The sequence below is a fragment of the Flavobacterium sp. JP2137 genome (assembly GCF_050562195.1).
Classification (GTDB): domain Bacteria; phylum Bacteroidota; class Bacteroidia; order Flavobacteriales; family Flavobacteriaceae; genus Flavobacterium.
In genome coordinates, this window is sequence record NZ_CP191647.1 from 2,139,265 (window position 1) to 2,157,825 (window position 18,561).

Annotated in this window: 11 protein-coding genes; 8 read left to right on the top strand and 3 right to left on the bottom strand. The window is 40.5% G+C overall.

Features of this window, described 5'->3' with window-relative positions; translation table 11 throughout:
• Positions 1 to 169 precede the first annotated feature (169 nt).
• From rplS to ACQZ43_RS09390, 3 genes are all read right to left on the bottom strand, one after another.
• Positions 170 to 520, bottom strand: coding sequence for a 50S ribosomal protein L19 (gene rplS / locus ACQZ43_RS09380; RefSeq protein ID WP_430611982.1), 351 nt, complete (start codon positions 518 to 520; stop codon positions 170 to 172).
• Between the two features lie 154 nt (positions 521 to 674).
• Positions 675 to 1,352, bottom strand: coding sequence for a tRNA (guanosine(37)-N1)-methyltransferase TrmD (trmD, locus tag ACQZ43_RS09385; RefSeq protein ID WP_430611984.1), 678 nt, complete (start codon positions 1,350 to 1,352; stop codon positions 675 to 677).
• 67 nt (positions 1,353 to 1,419) lie between these two features.
• Complete coding sequence (locus tag ACQZ43_RS09390) at positions 1,420 to 1,752, bottom strand: DMT family transporter (protein ID WP_430611986.1); 333 nt, start codon at positions 1,750 to 1,752, stop codon at positions 1,420 to 1,422.
• A gap of 104 nt (positions 1,753 to 1,856) precedes the next feature.
• Here ACQZ43_RS09390 and ACQZ43_RS09395 point away from each other — a divergent pair, with 104 nt between their 5' ends.
• From ACQZ43_RS09395 to ACQZ43_RS09430, 8 genes are all read left to right on the top strand, one after another.
• Positions 1,857 to 3,020 carry an MFS transporter gene (locus ACQZ43_RS09395; protein WP_430611988.1) on the top strand — a complete coding sequence of 388 codons (1,164 nt, stop codon included), beginning with the start codon at positions 1,857 to 1,859 and terminating at the stop codon, positions 3,018 to 3,020.
• A 67-nt stretch (positions 3,021 to 3,087) separates the two neighbouring features.
• Positions 3,088 to 4,020 carry a peptidylprolyl isomerase gene (locus ACQZ43_RS09400; RefSeq protein WP_430611990.1) on the top strand — a complete coding sequence of 311 codons (933 nt, stop codon included), beginning with the start codon at positions 3,088 to 3,090 and terminating at the stop codon, positions 4,018 to 4,020.
• A gap of 554 nt (positions 4,021 to 4,574) precedes the next feature.
• Positions 4,575 to 5,426, top strand: a complete 852-nt coding sequence (locus ACQZ43_RS09405; protein ID WP_430611992.1) for a hypothetical protein — start codon at positions 4,575 to 4,577, stop codon at positions 5,424 to 5,426.
• Between the two features lie 138 nt (positions 5,427 to 5,564).
• Positions 5,565 to 6,920, top strand: coding sequence for a PKD domain-containing protein (locus tag ACQZ43_RS09410; protein ID WP_430611994.1), 1,356 nt, complete (start codon positions 5,565 to 5,567; stop codon positions 6,918 to 6,920).
• 2 nt (positions 6,921 to 6,922) lie between these two features.
• Positions 6,923 to 8,605, top strand: a complete 1,683-nt coding sequence (locus ACQZ43_RS09415; protein ID WP_430611996.1) for a hypothetical protein — start codon at positions 6,923 to 6,925, stop codon at positions 8,603 to 8,605.
• A 2-nt stretch (positions 8,606 to 8,607) separates the two neighbouring features.
• The gene (locus ACQZ43_RS09420) at positions 8,608 to 13,209 is read left to right on the top strand and encodes a hypothetical protein (RefSeq protein WP_430611999.1); all 4,602 of its coding nucleotides are present in this window, start codon (positions 8,608 to 8,610) and stop codon (positions 13,207 to 13,209) included.
• A 29-nt stretch (positions 13,210 to 13,238) separates the two neighbouring features.
• The gene (locus ACQZ43_RS09425; protein ID WP_430612001.1) at positions 13,239 to 15,299 is read left to right on the top strand and encodes a fibronectin type III domain-containing protein; all 2,061 of its coding nucleotides are present in this window, start codon (positions 13,239 to 13,241) and stop codon (positions 15,297 to 15,299) included.
• A 5-nt stretch (positions 15,300 to 15,304) separates the two neighbouring features.
• The gene (locus ACQZ43_RS09430; protein ID WP_430612003.1) at positions 15,305 to 18,553 is read left to right on the top strand and encodes a T9SS type A sorting domain-containing protein; all 3,249 of its coding nucleotides are present in this window, start codon (positions 15,305 to 15,307) and stop codon (positions 18,551 to 18,553) included.
• The last annotated feature ends 8 nt before the right edge of the window (positions 18,554 to 18,561 follow it).

Genomic DNA, 18,561 nt, shown 5'->3' on the forward strand with positions numbered 1-18,561 from the left:
ATTCAATTGTGGAATTAAAAAAGTAGGTACTTCGATGATATTGCACGCCAAGGCGAATACGCGAATAGGCGTATACGCGCATCAGCAATTACTAAAGCGGTAAAAAAGAAGACAAAAAAAAACACTGTTCTTGTGAAACAGTGTTTTTTTATCATTCTCGGAAAGGAGATTATCTTCTTCTCTCTTTGATTTTTGCTTTTTTACCAGTAAGTTCTCTGAAGTAGAAAATACGAGCTCTACGAACTTTACCTCTTTGGTTAACTTCTACTTTTTGCAAAGCAGGCATGTTTACTGGGAAAATACGCTCTACTCCAATTGCACCAGACATTTTTCTGATCGTGAAAGTTTCGGTCATTCCAGTACCTCTTCTTTGGATAACTACACCTTTGAAGAACTGTGTTCTTGTTTTTTCACCCTCTTTAATTTCGTAGTATACAGTAATAGTATCACCAGCGTTGAATTCAGGGAAATCTTTTTTAGTTACAAACTCGTCTTGAACGAATTTTAATAAATCTGCCATGATTTAATTTTATTAGCAATTGTTAATTCAGAACAACATATACGGTTTTCGCTAGAGGTTGGGCTAAAGTGGGTGCAAATATAATAATTTATTTTATTAAAGACTAAAAAAATTGATAGACTGTATCTCTAATGGCGCTTCCGCATTTTAGGAGTTACTTTTCCAGCAAATCCGGTCGTCTGTTTAAAGTGTGGTCGTAGGCTTTTTGTTCGCGCCATTTTTCGATTTCGGGAAAATTGCCGCTCAACAGTATATCCGGTACGCGCCATCCCTTGTATTCCGCCGGACGGGTATATATAGGCGGAGCGAGTAGATTATCCTGAAAACTGTCGGTTAATGCCGAAGTTTCATTGCTTAAAACCCCCGGAATAAGTCGAATTATAGCATCGCACAATACGGCAGCACCCAATTCCCCACCGGATAATACATAGTCACCTATGGAGATCTCTCTAGTGATAAATTGATCGCGAACGCGCTGGTCCACGCCTTTATAATGACCGCAAAGTATCATGATGTTGTTTAATAGCGACATGCCGTTGGCCATCGACTGGTTTAGGGTTTCCCCATCAGGAGTCATATAAATAACCTCGTCGTAATCGCGTTCTGCGCGCAATTGGGAAATGCACTTGTCTATGGGTTCAATGCTCATCACCATGCCTGCACCCCCGCCAAACTGATAGTCATCGACGTTTTTGTGCTTGTTGGTGCTGTAGTCTCTGAGGTTGTGAAAGTGAACTTCTACCAGTCCCTTGTCGATAGCTCTTTTTAGGATCGAAGCTTCAAAGGGACTTTGAATCAAATTCGGCAATACGGTGATGATGTCAATACGCATGAGTAGAAAATTATTTGTACAAATTTACAATCCTTTCCGTTAGCATGCAACGTTCTTGTGAAATGGATTAATGCGAAGTGCTTTTGGAAAACACTTGAATGACGATGACCCCAAAAACGATTAAGGAAATGCCGATTACAGCGGGTAAATCGAGTTTTTGCTTGTAAATAAAATAACCGACTGCAGTGATGAGTACGATGCCAATACCAGACCATAAGGCATAAGCGATTCCCAACGGAATCGTTCGTATGGTCAGACTCAAAAAATAAAAAGCACCGGCATAACCGAGCACGGTGAATAAAGAGGGGATCCACTTGGTAAAGCTATCACTGGCTTTGAGGCAAGTGGTAGCAATGGTTTCTAGAACAATGGCTATAAGTAAGAAAACAAGGTTTTTCATCGAAAATACTTTGGAGCAAAAGTACTGTTTTATTCGATGAGATTCCATTGAATTTCGTGTGGTTTTTGGTGGCGCGTTTGCGATAAAAGCGATAATTTTGCCGCATGAGTTTATCCCGATCCCAAGTGTTGTTTATGGCAGCGGCTACTGGTTTAGTCGTCGCCAATTTATATTATTGTCAACCCCTAGTCATACTGATTGCGCAAGAGTTTCAAATCGATGAAGCTCAGGCGGGTACGATTACCTATCTCACCCAAGCGGGCTATGCCTTGGGTTTGTTTTTTATGGTGCCACTGGGCGATAAATTAGAGCGCAAAAAGCAAATCGGAATCACGACACTCTGTGCGAGTATCGCCTTGATACTCGCGGCGATGTCGACGAATTTTGTGTTGCTACAAGTGGCTAGTTTGCTCATTGGTATGGCGTCTATAGTGCCTCAATTGATATTGCCTATGGCAGCGAGCTTGTCGTCTGTGGAGCAGCGCGGTCGTGTTATAGGGACGGTGATGAGTGGTTTGCTCATTGGAATTTTAGTCTCGAGAACCGTTAGCGGATTTGTTGGGATTTGGCTTGGATGGCGCGGTATGTTTTGGATTGCTGCCGGGGTATGCTTTTTATTGGCCCTGATTATTCAAAAAAGCTTTCCCATCAATAGTGCGCAATTTAAGGGTACGTATAAGCAATTGTATGCTTCCTTATTGGTATTGATCAAGGAGCAACCGGTATTGCGTGAGGCAACATGGATAAACAGTCTGTCGTTTGCGCAATTTGGAGCTTTCTGGACTACGATGGTCTTGCTGCTTTCCCAAGAGCCGTTTGAATATAATAGTGCCACCATTGGGTTGTTTGGGTTGGTGGGTGCCTGCGGGGCATTTGCAGCTCCTTTGGTTGGAAAATTGGGTGATCGGGGCGATTCTCGAAAGATCATAGGTCTGGGATTGTTGATGATGATAGCCAGCTTTGTCGTGTTCTATTTTTCCTCGACCTCGGTGGTTGGATTGATTGTCGGAATTATCTTAATTGATTTGGGCTTGCAAACCATACACGTGTCCAATCAAACGCGCATCTATGCCTTGCTGCCTGAAGCGAGAAACCGACTCAATACCGTATTTATGGCCTTTAGTTTTTTGGGTACTGCAGTGGGCTCGGCATTCGGACTGTATCTGTGGAAGTACTTCGGCTGGGATGGGGTGTGTGTGGGAGCTCTGTTTTTGGGTGTAGGAGCCGCTATTATTTTTCTCAAAACGCGAAAAATACAGAAGTTATAAGTTCTTTAACCTGTTATTTTTGCGATTGTGCTTATATTTGTAAAATCTATAATTAAAATTGACAAACATGCAAGACGGAATTTACGCAAAATTCAATACCTCAAAAGGAGCTGTATTAGTTAAACTAACGTATGATAAAACGCCTGGAACTGTAGGGAACTTTGTGGCTCTGGCAGAAGGAAATTTAGAAAATAAAGCCATTCCACAAGGAAAGCCTTATTACGATGGATTAAAATTTCATCGCGTAATTCCTGATTTCATGATTCAAGGCGGTTGTCCTCAAGGGACAGGTACCGGTGGACCGGGTTACCAATTCGACGATGAATTTCATCCGGAATTAAACCACGATACCCCTGGAGTACTTTCTATGGCTAATGCCGGTGCGGGAACCAACGGATCTCAATTTTTTATCACGCATATTGCTACGCCTTGGTTAGACGGAAAACACACCGTTTTCGGAAATGTAGTAGAAGGACAAGATGTGGTTGATGCAATCGCTCAAGGCGATTTAATTGAGTCTGTCGAAATCATTAAAGTAGGTAAGGAAGCTAAAAACTGGAATGCCGTGGAAGCATTTCGCACTTTTGAAGGATCTAGAGAGAAAAAAGCCGCGGAGGAAAGAAAAAAAGCAGAAGCTTCTTTAGAGAGTATCGCTGCTGGATTCGATAAAACCGAAAGCGGATTAAGATATAAAATGATCGTTAAAGGCGATGGTAAACAAGCTGTAAAAGGGAAAACGGTTGCAGTTCACTATAAGGGTTCATTGGAAAATGGAAAGGAATTTGACAACTCTTACAGCCGTAAAAAACCGATCGAATTTCCATTGGGAATGGGTCATGTTATCGAAGGATGGGACGAGGGTATTGCCTTGTTGCAAGTAGGTGACAAAGCGCGTTTCGTGATTCCATCATACTTGGGTTACGGTGCTAATGGCGCTGGCGGAGTTATTCCACCAAACGCTACCCTGATCTTTGACGTGGAGTTGATGGATGTAAAATAATAATAGGAATACCGGTAATCCGGTATAAAATACGCTAAGGGCTGTCTTTTTAAGGCGGCCCTTTTTTTTGTGGTATATTCTAAAAAGGAAAGCTGTGGAGGCTATTTAAGTACTTTAAAAGCCGTTTTTCCCGATTGCGATCAGCATTAAAAAAAGCAGAAAACTCCAATACTGCTTTTTACCAACTGTTTTTGTTTTTTTTAGGTTTACGTTTGTTTATCGAGTTTAAATTTGACATATAAGTCTTTTTTGGTGTAGAATTGTTTGCTAATTATGCTTTTTATGAATAAAAATTAAATTTTACCTGTTTTCATTGTGTTTTTTTATCATTGATTTTGGGTTAAAAATATATTTATTTTATTAATACTAAAAATTACCGCTTTTGTTTTTAATAATTGTGTTAAAATAACAAAGTTAAATGTATTTTTTCAGTATAATTGTGTATTTTTTTTCTGTCGTAAAATAATATTTATATTTTTGTTAAAATTAGTAAAGGCTTTAAAATGTGACGAATAAGTGGATTTGCATTTAGCCGTATAAAATTCAGATAAAAAATGAGCATTAAACTTTTGATTGCAGTCATGCTGGTTAGTAGTGTGGTTCAGGCACAGCGTATATCCGTTAAGAAGGGACAAGTATTGTTGGATAAGAAAGCGGCAGTACTGGTGTCGACTAAAAAAAATGTGTATACAATTAGCAGCCTTGAAGGACAAAGCATGTTTTCTGCTGAGGCGAAATTTCTCGAATTGGAAAACGGAGTTCAAAAAGGCTGGTTTGTAATTACCGATTTGGAAACGCATCAACAAAATCAAGTTCCGCACATTTTGTCGGTGATGGCTATTAGCAGAGAACGCCGTATGATGGAAGAACTGGTAAAAGGGGCTAGCAAGTTGATTACGGAAAACGGCGTGGATAAAAACATTCTTCAATCCACTACTCAAGGTGTTCCTATAGATTTTCAAGCAGTGTATAAGGTGGTAAATGACAGTATCGTTCGGGAATTTGAATACGCAGATCAATTACTAGTTAAAAATAAAATCCGTATAACCGCTATTGGAGAAATCCTCAGACCCCTAGCTTTCGATAGAAATAGCCCCGACGGAGATCAGCCGCGAGAGGAATTCTTGGGAACGGTATACTTTGAAAGCGGAGGTACGCTAATCAAGAAAAAATACACCATAACCAATTCGAAAAATAGAGTAATTGCTTGTTGGTGTGATTTTGGGATCATCTACGTGCCTGGTGTAGATGGGCAAAATCTCATCAATGAAGTTTTGATGAACAACGGACAAAAATATAAGGTGAAAGAAATTCCCGAAGACAGTTTTAAAGCAATAACGATGGATAAGAGCCAAATGGCAAGAAGGTTATTAGCTCTAGTTTTTGCAAACGGAGTTTTTGAATAGCCTTCAATACTGTGGTTGTTGGTTTATCGGTTTTTTATAAAAAGCCGATAAAATGTAGCCATTAACCAAAAGCAGCGTGTAAACAACCGTGATAACCCGATTATCCGATTGATGTTGAATGAAATTATGGACAATTCTATGAATAAACTACTACTATTATTTATTACCAGTGTTTTATTGGGCTCTTGTTATACGGAAACAGCCATTCCTATAACGGCGAATTTTGAGTATATCGTCAAAGACCAAGATTTTTCTGTTCCTGTAATTCTGAGTTTCAATAACAGTTCCACAGGCGGCGACCAGTACTCTTGGGAATTTGTAGGTGGAACTCCTGGGAGTTCTCAGGACAAAGATCCCGGAACGGTTTTTTATGATAAACCGGGGATTTATACCATTAAATTGACGGTCACCAATATCGATGGTGAAAGGGATGTAATCGAACGACAACTGACCCTTTTAGATCAGATTCGCATCGCTTTCGACTACCAAATCGAAGGGAGTAATTACCCGCCTGTAGCAATAGCCATTTCAAACAACAGTCAGGGGGTCGGATTGGATTATCATTGGGATTTCGAAGGAGGTATACCCGGTGAATTTGTGGGTGTGGCACCGCCAAAGGTGGTTTATGATAATCCGGGAACCTATACGGTAACACTTACCGTCAAAAACGGTCAAGACATCGCAGTGCTCACTCGCGAAGTTCGGGTCGATCCGGATATGGTAGTGGATTTTGATTGGGAACCTATTTGGGAGGACTACGATTACCAAGCTCCAGTTGTTTTAAATCTTAAAAACCTGTCCGAAAACGCAACCGCATATCAGTGGAGTTTGGTTGGAACAAACCTCAATCAATCGGTAGAACAGCATCCGACTGTAATTTATAATGCGGCCGGAACCTACCAAATCAAACTTACGGCGGCTAACGACAAAAAATCGCTAAGCAAAACCAAAACCATTAAAATTCTCGACGACACCAATTTATACGTTTTAGAAAATATAAAGTTGGGCATTAATTATGCGCACAACACCAACCTAATTCCAGCGTTTTATTCGACTAAATATCGCCGCGGTTTTTTTTCTAACGAGTTAACTCCCGAACTGGGAAAAGATATTGACCTGGTTTTTTACGGACTAAACCGCGATTTTACAACGAATAAGTTTATCTCACCGGATCAGACAATCAATTATGGACTGCCGAGCATTGCCCAGGCAACCCCAACGGTCTTTGTGAATTCTCAAGAACTGTGTAATTGTGGTTTAAACTTTAGTGTGTCCGATTTTAATAGCTTGAGTACCGATGTCGTTTTAAGAAATTTAAATATTGAATATTCAGCCGGGGGAGATCAAAAATTCAATCAAAATATGCCTAGAATCGTCTTATTTAAAACTGTTGATGGGAGAAAGGGCGCGATAAAAGTAAAGCAAATGGTGGATCAAGAAAGTGCGGGAGCATACATCGTCTGTGATATCAAAGTTCAAAAGAAAAAGCGATAAATATGAAATACAACTACTTTTTTTGTGTGTTATGTTGTCTGCTTTTTTCAAAGGTACAAGGGCAACAAATAGATATTGAGGGTTTGACAACAGTGCCGAAGTTGCGATTAAGTGGCGGTATCAATGCCAATGGAATGTATTACAACAGTAATTTAGCAAGCGATTCCAGCCGAGAACCCTTTACTTATATGTTGTCGGGAAACCTCCAGTTAAATTGGGCGACTTTTAATATGCCCATATCTTATACCCTAACCAATCAAGGTGATCAGTTGGGATATCAGGTGCCTTTTAATTTTAACAGACTGAGTATAGCGCCGAAATACAAGTGGATACAAGCCTATATTGGAGATGCAAGTATGAGCTTTTCGAACTACACCTTAAATGGACATCCTTTTACGGGTTTAGGGATTGAGTTTACCCCATCGGGGCCTCTAAAGTGGAGCTTGATGGGAGGTCGCCTGCTCAAAGCTGTTGAAGGAGACACTGTTGCGCAATTGCCCGCGGTATATGAGAGATATGGATATGGTGCTAAATTATTAGCTGAACAAGAAAAATATGTGGTGGAGTGGATTACTTTCTATGCCAAAGACAAACAAAATTCGATCGTTAACCATTTTGATGTGATACCGAAAGAAAACTGGGTCAACAGTTTAAGAGTCAAAACAACGCTGATTAAAAATGTAAATATAGAGGCGGAATACGCCCGGTCAACGATGTCTGACCTAAATCCTTTTGTCGTTACTGCAGCTAAAGAAAGCACAGAGGCAATAAGCAAAACAAAATATCATAAAAAAGCATTTAAAGCGACTTTGAACTATAAAATCGATACCTATTTACTAGGTGTCGTTTATGAAAATGTAGATCCGGAGTATCAAACCTTAGGAGCGATGTTTTTCAATAACGACTTAGAAAATGTCGGCTTAACTTTTTCAGGCCCATTTTTACAGAATCGATTGATGGTATCGACTCAGTTGGGGTATCAGAGAGATAATTTAAATGGTAAAAAACAGCAAGACTCCAAAAGGCTAGTCGGCTCTATCAATGCCACTCTTAAAATTACGGAACAGCTCAATTTGTCGGGAAATTATTCCAATTTTAGTACGTATACCAATCGGCGATTAGACCAATTCGACTATATTAATGACCCCAATATGAATCCAGCAGATACTTTGAATTACAAACAATTATCTCAAAATCTCAATGCCAATTTGAATTATGTTTTTGGTGCACAAAAGCATCAAAACATCAATTTTAATTATTCCATTGCTGGACAAGCGAATAAACAAGGGGGAGTTATTCGCAAAGGACAATCGAGTACCGTTCAAAACTACAATTTAGTTCATACTATTCAGTTCAAAGAAGCACAATGGGCCTTGAGTAGCTCTGTAAACTATACCAACAATCAAATTTCTACTGCCAATAACGAGGCATTTGGTGGAGGAGTCAATGTAAATAAGCGTTTTTTTGACAATGCCCTTCAGTCCGGTTTTGGCGTTTTGTACAATATGTCCACTGCGGCTAACCATCAGAAGAACCGTGTTTTTGGAATGAAAGTCAATGGAAATTACACCGTCTTGACGCATCATAACTTTTCATTAAATGGAATTCAAATGTTTCGAAATCCCGCATCAGGTGTAGCAATGAATGATCTTACGTTAAATTTTAATTACAGCTATAGTTTTTAGTTATGAGAAAGACGACTTTTTTAATATTCTTTTTATTTGTACTAGGAACTGTACCTGTTTTTTCGCAGCAGACTAGTATCGATAAGGAAATCAAATCGGCAGTGGCAACGATAAACGAATTAGAAAAAACCAACCGTTGGGTAGACAATTTCTCCAATCAAGATTTGGTAGAATTGCCCGTTGGAGTTCGAAAAACAATACAAAATACGCGCTATTCGATTGGAATTACCCAAGCGACTTTTTATCCGGATTATACAGAAATGCAAGTTTACTGTAAAATTGATATTCCACAAACCGATGCCCAAGGGCGTCCCATATCACTTTTTTTCGGTGCAGACAACGTTAAATTGTCGCATCAAGGGGGCATCATTGGCGATGCAAAACTAACGCTTTTGGGCGATGTTGACATTCCTGTAAGCAAGGATTGGCAGCTGACCCTTTATGGCGGTTTTGACATGAATACAGGCGGTTCGCTAAATCAAACTTATGCAACTATAGATTGTGATGGATTTAAAGAATTGAAAATTTCTGGTGCCGTGGAGTTTTCGGAAAATCTAATTCGACCGTTGACATCAACCCATACGGTAAACGCAGCTCCGACAAGAGAAATCCAACATCCAGTAGGTTTTGTGAAAACCGTAAAAAACAGGGTACGAGGTGATTTTAGCTTTACCGTATCAAGCTGGAATGATATTTTGGTTCGCGTAGATTTAGAGCCTTTTGTATTGGCTGAAAAGAGAAACGGTAACGACTACGAGGGGAATTTCCAATTTTTAGTCAATAATGCGGTATTGGATTTTAGCGATTTAAGAAACGATCTGGCCGTAGTGTTTCCGGAGGAATACCATCAGAATGGCCTGTTAGTTCCCGCGATTGAAAATTGGAGAGGCGTGTATGTCCAAACGTTGGAGGTGGCTTTGCCTTCCGAATTCAAAACCAAAGATACTAAGGAACCGGGCAAGCGAGTACATATTGGAGCTTCTAATATGATTATTGATAAATACGGTGTTTCAGGTACTTTTTATGCTAAAAATATATTTCCTCTGGATGAGGGGATTACCGATCAGCAGCATGCTTGGGCCTATTCCCTGAATTATTTAGAATTAAAATTCGTTACCAATAGATTTCTAAAAGCGAAACTTAATGGTGAAATTCAATTGCCCGTTTCTAAGGCAGTGTCCAAAGGGAGCAATTCACCCAAAGGTTTTGAATATACGGGAATTATCTCTCAAAACGAATATGCATTAACCGTAGTTAATAAAGATGCTATAGATTTTGATATATGGAAAGCGAAGGCTGTTTTATTGCCCAACAGTTCTTTAGAACTTAAGGTATTAGACGGTCGGTTTTTACCTAAGGCCAATTTACATGGATCCATTTCTTTTTCAACCAATCAGACTACGGCAGATACCGCAGAAGATACCGAAGCATCAGAAGGCAAGGAGAAGATAATAGATTTTAAGGGAATTACCTTCCAAGATTTAAAGTTACAGACCGTGTCTCCTGCAATTACGGTGGGCAGTATGGGGTATAAAGGCGAATTGAAATTTGGAAACTTCCCGGTTTCAATCGGTAATATCGATATCGTAACCCAGGATGATTCCGCAAACATCTATTTCGATTTAGGGCTTAACCTGATGGATAGCAATGCTTTTTCTGCCAAAGGCAGAATTGGGATTTTAGGAGGATTAAAAGAGAATGGGGCGCTTCAAAGCTGGAGGTTTCAGGGATTGCAACTTAATGCGATTCACGTAAACTCTGAAATAGGAGGGTTAAAGTTATCGGGGCGTTTGGACTTGCTTCGCAACGATCCGATTTACGGTAATGGTTTTAATGCCGAGTTGAGAGTTACGGTACCAAGTGTTGGAGAAATGGGTGCAAAAGCGATATTCGGAAAAAAGGACTTTAGATATTGGTATTTCGATGCATCGGTCAAGTTAAATGGCGGGTATATCATCAGTGGTTTTGGAGGAGGAGCCTATTATAAAATGAAACGACTTGCTACAACTGACCCCTATGCGTTTTCACCAAGCGGGTTAAGCTATGCTCCAGATGGAGACGTTGGATTGGGATTAAAGGCCTTAGTTTATTTTTCCCTGGGTACCGAGAGTGTTTTTAGTGGACAGGCTGCATTTGAGATGTTGTTTAATTCGCGGGGCGGCATCAATCAGATGGCCATTTATGGAGAAGCACAGGTCTTAAAAAGTATTCCTGGAATGGATCAAATTCAAAATCTCGTAGAAAAGGTAAATAGTCAAATAGAAACCAAAGCGGCGATGCTGGCTCCAAGCAACAATAGTGTTGGCGGTAGTTTTGCCAATAAATATTTGGATAAAGCGACGGGAGTTGTTCCAAAAACAGAAGAGGGACAGGCGTCTATAGAGATGAAGGCCGCTATTGAATTTGACTTTGTCAATAACAGCTTACACGGCACCTTAGATGTATTTATCAATACACCCGGTGATATACTCTCTGGAGTTGGACCCGGAGGACGTGCGGGTTGGGCTGTTTTTCATAAAGACCCCAAAGATTGGTATCTCTATATCGGAACTCCAGACGACCGTATCGGGATTAAACTCGGAGTAGCGGGCATCTATTTAAAGACGACTTCGTATTTGATGGCTGGAACTCAATTACCAGGCTCACCACCACCGCCACCAGAAGTGGCGGAAATATTGGGATTGGATGCCAACGTACTCAATTATATGCGCGATGAAAATCAGTTGGCTAATTACGGTGGCTTTGCTTTCGGTAGTGAAATGAGCATAGATACAGGAGATTTGAGTTTCTTGATTTTTTATGCCCGTTTTAAGGCGGGAATCGGATTTGATATTATGCTAAAAGATTACGGTGAAGCCGAGTGTAGCAATACCGGCGATGTGGTGGGAATTGATGGCTGGTATGCCAACGGACAGTCGTATGCTTATTTACAAGGAGAGCTGGGTGTGCGGATTAAACTGTTTTTTATCAAGATGAAAGTGCCGATTATATCGGCCGGAGCTGCAGTGCTTATGCAAGCCAAACTGCCCAATCCCGTTTGGTTAAGAGGTTATGTAGGCGGCTATATGAATGTGTTGGGTGGCTTGATTAAAGGAAAATTTAATTTTAAACTGACCATTGGTAAAGAATGTCAATTTGCAGGAGCCACGGGTATACTCGATGGAATGAAATTGATTGCTGACGTGACACCGAAAAAGGAGAGTGTCGAGGTAGATGTTTTTGCCATACCTCAGGCGACCTTCTCTATGAAAGTAAACGAAGCACTAAAAATACCGGAAGACGATGGTGATCAAACGTATAAAATAGTTTTGGAGCGGTTTATCCTGGTGGACGAACAGGGGCAAGAAATAGAGGCTTCCATAGAATGGACTTCGATGAAAGACCGGGCCAATTTAATTTCCAAAGATATTTTACCGCCAAATAAAAAATTGACGGCACAAGTAGAAGTGAGTTTTCAAAAGATGGTCAATGGCGTCTTCCAGCCCATTATGGAAAAGGGGCAGGTGGTCAAAGAAATCGAAGAACGCAGTTTTGTTACCGGAATGGCTCCGGACCATATTCCGTTGACCAATATACAGTATGCGTATCCCGTAGTCGATCAAAAAAACTTTTTTATCAAAGAATATGCAACGGGATATATCCAACTGAAGAGAGGGCAGGACTATCTTTTCGACGATGCCAATTGGAAAACCGGCATTCGACTCAAAGAAACTCAAAACGACAAAGTATGGACCTCCGAGTTTAATTATGACGCATCCAAAAACGAAGTGTTTTACGAACTGCCTAAAGGATTAAAGAAAGACAAAAGTTATGCCTTTTCTATTATTAGTGCCAACAGTAAAGGGGATGAGGATACGGAGATAACGACGGATCGCGAAGTGGTCACAGAAGAGGATAATGAAATTTCTGTGACAGAGAACCAAGCGATTAGTTTGGTTAGGTTTGGTGAAATAGATCGTTTGTCTTATGGATTTAAAGCCAGTGAATTTGAAACGTTTAAGGCAAAAATGAATCGATTAAAGACGACCAATTATTTGTTTTCCCCGGTATATGCCGACGTGATTACTTTGGAGAATAAAATCAGTCCCTTAGAGCCTTTTGATATAACCGATTTAACCGGTAGTATGTATACGGATAATCAACCGCTTTTACAACTAAAAGCTTTGACAAACAACACCTATTTCACGGTAGATATTGCACCCTCATTATATGCGCACTATCCTATTGATGGGCGGTATGAATTGACCAATAGAGATGTAGAAGAATACGGAATAGTGCCTGTAAAGGCATTGTGGGTCAGTAATTACTATTTGCAAAGCACGGAGCATAATTTAAATCTGAATTGGATTCAAATCAACTTCCCGTATACCTACAACCTTCCGCAGATCTACAAACAAGATTGGATGAATTTAAGAGAACAAATAGCCAATGATTTTGCCAATGATGTATTCGGAACCAGCACCGAGGCTTACCAATTTTTAGGAAAGCGATTTGAGTTTATGCGATACGGAGCCTATGAGGTAGAAATGAATTATGTACTTCCTGGAAATAAAAAGAAGTCCAAACATATTTATCAGTTTAAGAATCTGAACAAGTTTAGATAGTAAAAGTTATGAGAATAAAATTGACGACGATGAAATATTATTTACTTGCACTAGTAATGTGGAGTGGAATACACCTGGCGCATGCGCAACAAGCTGCAGTAAAAGTCTTGACACGAGCTCAGGAGAATAAAATCTTGGTTCGATGGGGAGTCGATCAACCCTTGGAATGGCAACGTGCCAACAACAATGGATTTATCTTAACGCGTATTACGATTAAGAAAAACGACCAGTTGCTTGCCGATCCGGAAAAAAAACAATTGGTCCGCTTGCCCATAAAACCGGAACCGGTAGAAAGTTGGATGGATTTGGTCCAACAGGATCACTATGCTGCGATAATTGCACAGGCGATTTACGGAGAATCATTTGAAGTAGAAGATACCGGTGAGCAAAGCGAGGTTTCTCGAATCGTCAATATGGTCGATGAAATGCATCAACGTCATTCCTTTGGTTTGTTCGCTGCGGACATGTCTTTTCAGGGAAGTGTAAAAGCCGGATGGGGATATGTAGACAGCGAAGTGGTTAAAGGAGAAGAATACATATACCAAGTGGCCGTTGCAAATGATGGGTCGGTCGTATCGGGTGCTGGCATAGCGGGATTAAATGATTTTGAACCCTTGCCTGAAGTGGTGAATTTTATGGCATTTCCAGACAATCGCAAAGTGATGTTTTCGTGGGGAATTATACCGTACAAAGGGATATACAGCTCCTATATGATAGAGCGAGCCACTGACGGAAAAAACTTTACAGCCATTTCCAAAACGCCCATAGTTGATATCAATGATAAAACGGGCAGTGCTTCAACGGCTATGTATTTTGCAGATACCCTATCCAGTAACGATCAAAAATACCAGTATCGCATTTATGGAATTTCTGCTTTCGGCGAAAGGGGAACGATTTCTAAGGCAATTTCAACACAGGGAGTGGCTTCGGTTTCAACACCTCCGCGAATCCATAATTACGAATTTAAAACCGACGCTTCGGTAGTGTTGTTTTGGGAATATCCCAAAGATGCAGAAGCGGAAATTCAATCTTTTGAAGTTGCTGTAGCGCCCAAAGATCAAGGAGATTATAAAATTGTAGCACAACAATTAGCGGTTTCGAAAAGGGAGTTTTCCTATTCAAAACTAGAAGCTTCGAACTATTTTAAGGTTTATGCCGTAGGTAAAAACAATCAGAAAATGGCTTCTCAAAGCGTATTGGTGCAACCGATAGATTCCGTACCACCGGCAATTCCTCAAGGATTTAAGGGACAGATAGACAGTTTGGGGGTGGTTCAGTTAAGTTGGAAGGCCAATACCGAAAGCGATCTTTTGGGATACCGAATTATCCGCGGACAGGATAAAGATGAAGATTTTATAGAGCTATACGATAAAGCCTATCCTCAGACTCATTTTACAGATACATTGAGCTTAAAACTGTCTAATAAAAAAGTGTATTATCGAATTGCAGCAGAGGATTTTAGACATAATATTTCCGATTTCTCCGCGGTGTTGATCATCGATAAACCCGATGTAATTCCGCCTTCAGCACCCATTTTCTCGAACTATGAGTTGGCAAACAGTGCGGTACAGCTAGAATGGATCAACAGCACTAGCGACGACCTCAATCTAACGGTGATCAAGCGGCGGAAAAAGGGCGATGTAAACTGGGAAACCATCGCTAGTTTTACGGATTTAACAACGGCATTTTGGGATCGAAAAGTCGAGAAAAATCAGGTTTATGAGTATTTGGTTATGGCTCGAGATGAAGCTAAATTATGGTCCAATCCCAATAATTCTCAAATAACGATAGCGGTATTTGATTGGAGTGCGGTAGAAATTATCAAAGACTTACAAGCCCTTGTAGATCGAGAAAAGCGGATGATCAGCTTATTTTGGCGCACATTAGCCAAAGGCGAAACGATTGCCAAAATCGAAATTTATAAAAACAAAAAAGGAGAAGTACCCACACTGTGGAAAGTGATGCATGCCGGGCAAAACTCTTTAAACGATGTGGATTTGGACATCAATTCGGAGTACCAATACTATTTTGTACCCACTTTGAATTCCAATACACCGGCCAAAGCCATTTCATTAACCGTTCAATATTAAACCTAATGAGAAAGTATATATTATTGCTAGCATTGTTTTCCTCTTGGAATTTTTTGGGACAGATTTCATTGACCGGTGACTCGTATTATATGTTAGATATAGAAGGCTATATGGGACGAGGTAGTGGCGGCTGCGGAAACATAGACGGATTACGCGAGGTCAATGTGTTTTATGTAAATGGTACCTCAGACAAAATATTTGATGGACGCTTGATTCACGCCAATACGGATTTTTCCAAACGCTTTACAAAACAAAACAAGATTAACAAGGTGGTATTCAAATTGATTATTAGGTGGAAAATAGTGAGCGGTTGTAATGGAGGCCCTCGAGATCGATTTAAAGAATTTAATTTGAATGCGGATCCCTATAGTCATTACCAGCAGAATCTCGGTGATGGTTTTGATTGGGTGCGTCTAAAAACAAAAGCATTTGTCGAGATTAACGTCAGTTCCAATCAGGTATATGAGTTAGCAAGTGCAGGAAGGCTTGAAATCGATTTAGCCGATCATATTGAAAATCAGTACTACAATTGGAAATATAGAGTAGGGAACGGCCCTGCGCTTCGAATACCCCAAGCGTTTAACAATACGAATCACCTAAACCTGAAAGGCGAAGATTTTTTACCGCAGAGTGCAGAAGGACAAATGGTTTCTGTCTGGGCAGATACGGAATCCGGAGGAACGATTTCCAATACGGTAAACTTTACCTATTTTAAAACCTCTCCCAACTTTGTAGCCGTATCCGATAGTAAAACCAGTTGTTACGATAATAACGATGCAGTTCTTAAGGTTTATACCGATCGCGATTTGTTAGACGGAGAAACTCTTTCCTTGACGTTTTTGAATTTGGAAACAAACTCGGTTCAAGCAAACTATCTCAATTTAAGGCGACACGATTTTGACAATGGGGTATTTACAACTCCAGCGGAGTTTCCAAAGGGGCGTTATCGGGTGAGTGCGTCAGGATTTTATAACGGAAACATAACCCTTTCCAACAGTTTATCGGAAAATTTTACTTCGACCGTAGATAAAAACGATCCTGTTGATTTTAGTCTGTCTAAAATAGACGTTTGGTGCTTTGGTGGAGACGACGGTGTAATAACAGTAAACGCGACTGGAGGGGTCGCAGCAGGCATCTACCAATACCAGCTCAACGGGGGAGATTGGGTTAATTTCTCCCATCAAAACCGCCATCAACTAACGGGTTTAACAGCAGCAACGTATTCTTTGAAAATACGAGATGCCAACGGCTGTATAGCTAAAGTTCAAGGAGAAATCAATGGAGAAATAGCTTTGGGCGAAGAGAAAATTCAAAGCATTACGCTAACGCAGCCAGTGGCTCCTTTATCGTTGGAATACACTTTAAATCAGGAACCGACTTTTTATGGCGGAAGCAATGGGAAAATTGTGGTAAAAATAGATGGGGGTACCCGATTCGCAAACAACTCCTATTCCTACGAGTGGAGAAATCAAGACGGCCAGTTAGTAAACCAGCAAAGTACGCCAGTTTTTACGAGCGGTTCATACTACATCACTTTGAATAATGTGTCGGCAGGAAGCTATTTCCTAACGGTAAAAGACAAAAATTACGAGCTCGCAACAAATAAAGTCAGTTGTTTGATTTTAGAATCGGAACAACGCCTTACCCAGCCCGATCCCTTAAAAGTTGAATTGGTGTTGATCAGGCCGATTTCCTGCCACGCCAACAATGAATTTGGAGACGAAACCGATCGAAGTCCACAAGACGGTATTCGGGATGAGGTACAAGACGGGAAATTAAAAGTGATCGCAGAAGGTGGACGTCCATTTACCGGAAATGCCAATAATGGCTTGCCCTATATCTATACTTGGAAAAAACAAAACAGTGTAGGACAATGGGATAATTTGGCACATTTAACGACCGAAACAGCCATAGAACTCTCCGATGGAAACTATGCGGTTAACATAGAAGACCGCAACGGTGTTCAATTGGGCGTTTATCAAAATAACGAATTGCAAACGCTAACCGATTCGCTGTACCGTTTACAACAACCCGATCAATTGACTTTAAACTTCGAAAAAAGAGCTGCGAGCTGTAACAGCAGCCATACCGGCTGGGCAAAAGTTTTTGTACAGGGGGGAACGCCTCCTTACACTTACAATTGGTCTAATGGCGCAACAACCGCAGCCATTGACGAATTGATTTCCATCCCTTATTTCGTAGAAGTCATTGATGCAAGAGGTTGTCGCGTTGAAGGCACTGTAGTCATCGACCAACCCGATGCGTTTAGTGTAAACGAAAACATTCGATACTTGAATTGCTATAATGCTACGGATGCCTTTATTAAAATCGAGGTAAGTGGTGGGGTTTTACCATACGCTTACCAATGGAATACGGGACAGACGACTCCGGACCTGGAGAATCTCGCCGCAGGTACCTATACCGTTGAGGTTTCAGATGCACAAGGCTGCAGTTTTAAAAAGCAATATACAATTGACAACCCCGACGAATTTACCTTTGAGATAGGCGAAGATAGAACCCTGTGTAATTCGCAATACTTAGCTGTAGATATAACTATTGCCGATGATCAAGCACTATATAAATGGGAATCTACCAATGGATTTGAAAGCGAAAATCCACAAGTGGTGTTGCGTCAGGAGGGGGTTTATACCGCAACGATTACGACTTCTAAAGGCTGTGTAGCGACAGCTCAAATTCGAATTGACCAGCTAACCGTGCCAATCAGTTCCGAGTTTTTAATTAGCACTCAGGCCTATGTATCGGAAGAGGTCGTTTTGGTTAATGTGAGCAAACCCATTGGCGAGCAAACCACTTGGCTGGTACCCGAAGGTATAGAATTAGTGGAAGATCGAGACGACACAGTGACTTTGCGATTTGAACAACCCGGAGAATATGAAATCGGTTTAAAACAAACACAAGGAGCTTGTTATCAAATATTCAATAAAAAGATCGTCGTGGAAAAGCGGGACGATTTAGCGGTAGACCAACAGTTAAGAGGACGTTTTATAGAGGAATTCTCCATCACGCCCAACCCCAATAAAGGAGACTTTGTAGCGACAATAATATTAGCCGAAGAAAGCCCTATTCAATTGAGATTGATCAATTATATCGGTCAAAATAATTTGATGACAAAAAAGCTTTCAGGCAATAAAAAATATGTAGTTCCCATAGAAGTCAATGTTGCGGCGGGTACTTACATCTTGATTTTAGAGACGGGAAAACAAACCCTAACTCAAAAAATAATCATTCTATAATAGGAAAA